Origin of the sequence: Komagataeibacter saccharivorans (genome assembly GCF_003207825.1) — a bacterium.
GTDB classification, from domain to species: Bacteria; Pseudomonadota; Alphaproteobacteria; order Acetobacterales; family Acetobacteraceae; genus Komagataeibacter; species Komagataeibacter saccharivorans.
The window spans coordinates 1-8,043 of sequence record NZ_NKTY01000047.1 but is presented as its reverse complement, the minus strand read 5'-3'; the positions used below and the strand labels follow the sequence as shown (position 1 = coordinate 8,043).

General features: G+C 59.5%; 2 protein-coding genes and 1 pseudogene. 2 read left to right on the top strand and 1 reads right to left on the bottom strand.

Annotation, left to right across the window (positions count from 1 at the left end; translation table 11 throughout):
• Positions 1-254: 254 nt before the first annotated feature.
• Positions 255-611: pseudogene (locus tag CFR79_RS14765) on the bottom strand (transposase); the annotation flags it as partial.
• Positions 612-748: 137 nt separating this feature from the next.
• Here CFR79_RS14765 and CFR79_RS14760 point away from each other — a divergent pair.
• Positions 749-5,809, top strand: a complete 5,061-nt coding sequence (locus CFR79_RS14760; protein ID WP_146220160.1) for an alpha-2-macroglobulin family protein — start codon at positions 749-751, stop codon at positions 5,807-5,809.
• Positions 5,806-7,824, top strand: a complete 2,019-nt coding sequence (locus CFR79_RS14755) for a transglycosylase domain-containing protein (RefSeq protein ID WP_110548405.1) — start codon at positions 5,806-5,808, stop codon at positions 7,822-7,824. Before CFR79_RS14760 ends, CFR79_RS14755 begins: the two co-directional genes overlap by 4 nt.
• Positions 7,825-8,043: the final 219 nt, after the last annotated feature.

Genomic DNA, 8,043 nt, shown 5'->3' with positions numbered 1-8,043 from the left:
CTCGTCCGTCAGGTCGCCACGCATCCACAGGTCTCCGCAAAGACCAACGTTGAATCACGTCCAAGCCAGTCTGAAAAGACCTTTTGTCAACAGAACCTAGGCTCACGATTGCCTGCATTGGTTGCCCATTCCTGAAACCATACTGATTAGGGACCTGAGCCTGGATGTTTAGTCCCGGGGTTTGATGATGGATCTTTCTGGCTCTGAAGTCCAGATTCTGCAGATGTATTTATAGGGTCTAAAAGCCTGAAACAGAAAGCGGTTAGATTGTTTTTCCACAAAAATCTGCGGATATGGGCAATCATCAACCACGCATGGGATGACGAGATTGTTGCCTCGACATCCTTCGTGAGGCGACGGCAGCGTCCGAGCCATGCAAAGCTGCGCTCCACGATCCAGCGTTTGGGCAGGACGACGAAGCCTTCGGCGCGATCGCTACGTTTGACGATTTCGATCGTCCATCTGCCAAGTTCAGCCAGCGCACCACGCAACTTCTCGCCAGCATATCCCCCGTCACCGGTCAGATGGCGAAGCCAGGGAAACAATGAGCGTATTCTGGTTGCTACCAGCGGTGCACCATCACGATCCTGAACGTCGGCGGGATGTACGACAGCCAAGGCCGAACAACATTTTTACGCTGCTATGGACCAAATTCTCATAGCCGCGTAATTTGTGAAACCCGGTCCCCGCCAATCCTGGGACTGTTTACATCGCGTAATCCAGCATAAACTGTTCAGGGTTCAAGATATTGTCTCTACGCCTTCTGCTTTCTTCCCTGAGCCTTGCTGTCCTTCCGGTTCTGTACCTCGCGCCATGCAGTCGGGCGGCCTCCGCTGAGTCCTCGCCTTTCGCGTTCCAGCGCACCTCTCTCGATGCAACAGGCGAACACCCTGAAATCTGCCTGCATTTCAATCAGAACCTGAACGTACGAGAAACATCAACACTGGCCCATTCAGTCCATCTTTCACCAGAAAGCGCCTTCACACCGCGTGTTGAGAATGACACATTCTGCCTTGGCAAGCTTGCCTTCGGGCAGGGTTACACAATGAAGGTCGACCCGGATTTTACTTCAGCCGATGGCCAGCATCTCGCCGCCCCCCTCACGCTCAGCGCCCGTTTTGGGCGTCGTGATGCGCACGTTGGGCTGACAGGAGACGGCTTTATCCTGCCCGGACGCACGACCGGGCATACGCCTGCCCTCGCTATCGAAACTGTTAACGTCTCCACGGTTCGTCTCCACGTCTTTCGGGTCGCTGCATATCAGCAATTTCCCGGCACAGCTCAGACCGACAGCACACTTCCTGATCTGAACCAGACCAGTTTTGACCCTTATACGTTCCAGAACCTGCTGGACACGACCATGCGTGAAATCTGGCACGGCACCATGGCGATCGATCATGCTCCAGACCGATCTGTGACGACTGGCTTCCCGCTGGCAGAGACAATTGGCGCAGGACAGAACGGCCTCTATCTGGTGACGGTTGAAGACGCCGCAACGCCGCCCGAAAAAAGCCCCGTGGAAACCGCGCTTAAACGTGGAAACATCAACGCCGATCTTCTGCAAAACAAGGCTATTTCTGCCCACTGGGTTAATCTGAGCGATCTTGGGCTGACCATGCTGCGGGGTGAAGACGGGCTGACAGTCAGTGCCCGCTCCCTGATGAGCGGACAGCCTACTCCTGATGTCACGCTGACACTGCGCGCCCGTGATGGCGGCACTCTGGCAACAGTCACAACGGATGCGCGTGGCCTCGGACATTTTGATGCCCCCCTGCTCCGTGGTACCATGGCAGACCGCTCCTCGGTCCTGCTGGCCAGCAAGGGAGAGGATTTCGGCTTTCTGCATCTTGACCGGCAATGGTTCGATTTTTCAGAACAGCATCTGGAAGGTGCCGTCAGCCCCTTTCAGGGGAGCAGTCGCGCACTCGTGCAGCCTGACCGCGGGATCTATCGTCCCGGTGAGAGCGTGCATCTCCTCACTCTTCTGCGTGACCGGGCAGGACAGGCTATTCCAGACGCGCACCCGGTTCTTGTTCTTTACCGTCCCGATATGATGGAAGAACGGCGCATTCCGCTTACAGGTGCGGCAGAGGGCGGCTACGCCACCACCCTGCCCCTGAGCGCCAGCGCACCTACGGGCCTGTGGCGGGCCGATATTCTGCTCGACCCTTCCCTGCCTGCCATCGGTTCGGCCCGTTTCAGCGTTCAGGATTTCGTACCACCCAGTATCGAAGCCAGTTTCAGGCCACCAGCCTCCGCAACCGCCGGACAGGCCGTTGTGATTGATGCCTCGGTACGTTTTCTCTACGGCGCGCCCGGTGCAGGCCTTAAAAGTGACAGTTCCTACAGGCTTGTTCCCTCGACCGATCCGATCCCTGACCACACAGGCTGGGCTTTCGGGTTTGAGAACGAGGAGACACCATCAGCCAGCGGCGACATCAGCGCAGATCCAACCGATCATGAAGGCCATACGCAGTTGACCTTCACGCCGGATATTCCTCAGGGCCTTACCCGGCCGCTCGCCCTTGATATACGTGCCGGTTTTCTTGACCCCATGGGGCGGCGCGTGGGTGAACACTTTACAATTCCCGTCCGCCGCACCGCACCGCTGATCGGCCTCCGTGTCGCGACAGATGCCTCCTCCAGCATGGGTAGTGCTGTTATCCCCATTGATCTTGCAAGTTTTGCGCCTGACAATAGTCCGGTTGCCATCGGCAAAATTCATTGGACCCTGTCACGCGTCAACCGGATCTATAACTGGTCCTACACGCCCGACAATGGCTGGACCTTCAGCAGCCACACTGTGGACGTGCCCATGCGCTCGGGCGATCTTGCAACAGATGCCAAAGGTACAGCGCGGATCACCCCAACGCTGGACTGGGGCGAATATCGCCTGAGTGCCGTCCCGAGCGAAAGTGACGGCGTAACAGGCAGTTCACTCCGCTTTCAGGTCGGCTGGGGTGGAAGCGGTAATGCCAGCACACCGGACCATCTGCCGCTCAGCGTGCGCGATACCCATATCGTGCCAGGCGGCAGCACGGTCATCCACATTGGCGGCGGTTTTTCCGGGCAGGCCCAGATAACGCTTGCAACAGACCGTGTGCTGAACACACGCTTCGTGGACGTTCCGAAAGAAGGGCTGGACGTGCCGGTAACCGCCGCACCGGACTGGCATTCCGGCGCCTATGCGCTGGTCACACTCTATCGCCCCCTCAACAGCTCCTCCGGCCTGCGCCCGCATGACCCTGTGCGGGCGGTTGGTGTCACATGGATTGGTGTCAATCAGGACACACATCGGCTGAACGTAACGCTTGATGCGCCCGACACCGTCACGCCGCGCCATCGCATCACCGTTCCCGTGACAGTTCAGGCCAGTCAGGGTCTCCCGGTGGGGCATGTGCAGGTCGCGGTGTCCGCGGTCGATCAGGGTATTCTCAACCTCACGCATTTCACGCCGCTCAACCTGTTTGATGCCCTTTACGGTCGCCCCCGTCTTGGGCTGGACATGCTGGACAACTACGGGTCTCTTCTGCTGAGTGATGCGAAAAATGGCCGGATCCGGTCTGGAGGAGATGCAGCGTCAAATGACAGCAGCGCGGACGGCCCGCCCGTGCGGACAACGAAAAGCGTCGCGCTGTTCGATGGCCCTGTCGCACTCGACAGCACCGGACACGGCACTCTCTCGTTCGATGTGCCGGATTTTGACGGCCAGCTTCACCTGATGGCCTCAGCCTGGAGCAAAGATGCCGTTGGCAACGCGCAGACAGACATCACGGCACGAGACCCGGTTTTCCCTGACCTGGGATTACCACGGTTCCTCGCCCCGGGAGATACGGCACAGGCACAGGTCTCCATTATCAATGTTGATGCGCCATCAGCACCTTACGAGGTCCAGGTCACCACGGATGGACCGCTCCGTGTTCTCGGCTCCGGCACACTCAGCGCCCCTGTCAAACCCGGTGGGCGCGCTGACCTGCGTGTTGCGCTGGCCGCCACCCCCACCCTGCCAGACCGTACCGCCATTGCGCATATCCATCTCACATTGCGCCGATCCGGCTCATCAAAAGTGCTGCTGACGCGAAGCTGGCCCATCGGCATCAGACAGGCGCATGTTCCGCTTACCGTCAGCAGGACTGCCCCGCTCCCACCCGGCAGCCATAAGACATGGGACCGCACGGAACTTGCGGGCTTCAACCCGGCAGACGCGCGGATAACCCTCAACATCTCCGCATCGGACGGCCTTGATACAGTCGGGTTGCAAGAATCCCTGCAATCCAGCGTCTGGGGGGATTCTGATACACTGGCGGCTCAGGCCCGTGCGCTCCTACAACAAGGCAACCCGGCCCTCTCCGAGACTCACGACCACAAAGACACTCCGGGCAAATCCATCCAGTCAGCCATCAATACGCTTTTTGATCGCCAGAATCCCTCAGGTGAGATTGGCCAGTGGGACCGCTCCGATGGCCTCAGTCTTCCCGACGATCTGGACTATCTTGCCGATTTCCTGATCCGGGCAAAAGCCGCGGGCTACACCGTGCCGGAGGACCGGCTCGGCCTGCTACTCGACCATATTGAAAGCGAGCAGCTCCAGCCTCAGAGCGTCGATGATGAAGAACAGGACAGTAAAAGGCAGGCAGAACTGCTGAATACACGCGCTTACGCGGCGTACGTGCTGGCCCGTGCTGGTCGCCTCCACCCTGATGCAGTCCACACTCTCGCGGCCTCGCTCGTCGCGCGGCAGGATGGTACCCGCGTCAACTATGTCTGGGCTGGCACGGCAGGCTCCAATGCACAGGCCTATCCTCTGGCCCTTGGGCATCTCGCTGTCGCACTCGCGATGGACGATGCACCAGAGGACAACAGCGCGACATCACCAGAATCACTGCTGGACGCAGCCATCTCGGCACTCGGGCCACCCCGCACCGGAAAGCCGGATTTGTGGGATTACAGATACTGGACCTACGTGCGCGACCTGGCCGGGCTTGCTGCCCTGACAGCCGAAGCGCATGACGACCGGCGCACCCACCTGCTCATTGGGCGGTTTGGCAAGCTGACTCTGTCGCCTGATATGCTGACAACCGCAACCAGAACGGCGCTGCTCGAAGCTGCCAGCGCCCTGAACAAGGATACTGACGGGCGAAGTGTGCGTGTGCAGGGGCGCTCCAACGCCACACCGCTTCGCCTGCCGCTTGCCTATCCGTTTGATTCCGCCGCACTCGAAAAGGGTCTTCAGGTTGAAAATACCGGCAGGAAGATGCTGTTCAGCACCCTGACCGTGCAAGGCGAGCCAGCCGGGAATGTCAAACCTCTCACCAACGGACTGACACTGGCCATGCAGGGCTTTACCCTGACTGGCCAGCCATTTGACCTGACACACATGCAACAGAACGACCGGTTTATCGTCAGTCTCAAAGGCACGGCCCTCCACCCTGGTCAGTATCTGGTGGGCATCACCAGCCTGCTTCCTGCCGGATGGGAAGTCGAAAGCATTGTGTCTCCTGAGGATGCCGCATCTGACGAGCATGACGGGGACGACACTGAAAACGACCGCGCACAACCCCCTTACGCTTTTCTGGGCACACTCAGCAACACCGAACATGCTGCCGCGCTGGATGATCGCTTCAGTGCTGCGGTGCGCTTCACGACGCAGTCTCCAGATCTTGCGACGCGGAGTTTCCATGTCGCCTACATCGTCCGCGCCATTACGCCGGGCCGTTTCACTCTGCCAGAAGCGATGGTCAGCGCACGGCGTCTTCCAAGCCTGATGGCTCGCACGGCATCAGGGACTGTCGAGATCACCGCACATTGAGGGCTTCCCCCCGCCTCATCAGAAACTGTACACTCGGCCTGCTGCTCACCAGCCTCATTCCGGCTGGTCTGCTGGTGGCCGACCGTTTTAATCCGCCAGACCTGCATCGGGCCGAGCAAGCCGCCCTTCTTGTGCAAGCCCGTGACCATACGCTGCTTGACGGCCATGTAAGCCGCGATGGCTTCTGGCGCCTGCCAGTTGAAAGCCGGGATGTTGACCCGACCTACATCACACTCCTGATGATGACGGAAGACCAGCGCTTTGAAAGCCATCCGGGGGTTGATCCGCAGGCCCTTGCGCGCGCCATCTGGCAACTGGCCCGGCGTGGTCATATTGTCTCGGGCGGTTCCACGCTGGCCATGCAGACAAGCCGCCTCCTTACCCCGCACCGTCATACATGGGGCGGCAAGCTGCGCGATATCCTGCGCGCCCTCCAGCTTGAATGGCGTTTCGGGCGCCGGGGTGTATTGAACCTTTACCTCACGCTGGCTCCTGAAGGCACGAATATCGAAGGCATCCGTGCGGCATCCCTGCTCTATTTCGGGCATGAGCCCAGCCATCTGACACCCACCGAGGCCGCGTTTCTTGTAACTTTACCCCGGCGGCCCGCCGCACTCCGCCCGGACCGCCATCCTGACGCCTTGCTGAACGCTGCGCACCGCACACTGCAACACGCCACTTCATTACGACCTGTTGCATGGCCAACACCAGACACACGCGGCGTACCGCATGACGCCCCTGAGCTCGCCGGTCATTTTCTCAGCGCAGGGCGCAACGGCGTGGTGGTGACAACGCTTGACGTAAGGCTCCAGCGCAACGCACGGCAGGTTCTTGCCAGCCACCCTGCCCCGCTGCGTGGAACATTTGCAGCACTGATTGTCGACCATGAACGGCAGATCGTTGCATGGGTCGGAGGGGCCGAGCATAAGGCTCCGGGCAATGCGATAGATGCTGTTTTGGCGCCCCGCTCTCCCGGTTCCACACTCAAGCCGTTTGTCTATGGCATGGCGTTCGAAAAAGGCTGGATGACACCCCGCACACGTGTGCGCGATAGCCGACTTGCCATTGGCGGCTATGCCCCCAGGGATTTTGACCATGCTTTCCAGGGTGAAACCACTGTGAGTGAAGCCCTTCAGCTTTCACTCAATGTGCCTGCCATTCAGGCAATGGAGCGGGTTGGCCCCTCCCGGTTCATGGACCGCCTCTCCGCCTGCGGTGTGCGGTTGCGACTGCCAGAAAACCCGGATGGCACACAAAGCGCGCCGAGCCTCGCGATCGTTCTCGGGGGAGCAGACATCTCACTCCATGACCTGACAATGCTGTACGCGGCACTCGATCATGATGGTCACGTCGCCCCCCTGCATCGTGAACCGACAGGTCTGAAATCGGCAGGCCCTGCACCCGGGACAGTCCTGCTGCCCAGCAGAGCAAATGCCGACATTCGTACAATCCTGCGGGGCACCGCTCCACCGACTGGCATAGCATCATGGGAGGGCGTTGCCTTCAAGACAGGCACATCCTATGGCAATCGTGACGGATGGGCGATGGCCTCCACCCCGCAGGCAACAGTCGGTGTCTGGGCCGGACGCCCGGACGGCACCGCCTCTCCCGGGCTGACAGGACGGGATACGGCAGGGCCAGTGCTGGCAGCTCTCCTCTCTCTGCTTTCTTCATCCCCGCATACATCAGCCCCGCCAGCCAGTGCCCAACCTCATCGTGCTGTTGCAGTCCTGTCACCTGCTCTGCGCACCCTGCAACAACGGCAGGCACCGCAGATCATCTTTCCGCGCAATCATTCCGAAATTGAAAGCCGCTCTTCCGAGGGCACGATGCTTCCCGTCGGGCTGGAAGGCTCAGGCGGCCGTCCGCCTTATCATTGGTATATCAATGGCATTCCGCTGGACGTGCCGCCCGGTGCGCAACCTTCCTGGACGCCCGATGCACCTGGCTTTGCCCATATCACTCTTGCTGACGCGCAAAACGCCCATGCGACTATTGATATTCGTATACGGTAAAATGGAACCCTCTTGCACTGTCAATTTATTTTATAAACTGTTCGGCAACTGGGATATCTTTCTCAACCTCATCAATATCGAAACCTACGGCGTGTCGTCAGTTAAGCTCTGAATGTGGCCTGTGAGGGTTGTACTTTGTGTCTGCGTGTGCTGACTGTTTTCCCGTTTTGAGGGAGACAGACAGATGCGGCGCTATAGTTTACGCGATGACCAGTGGGA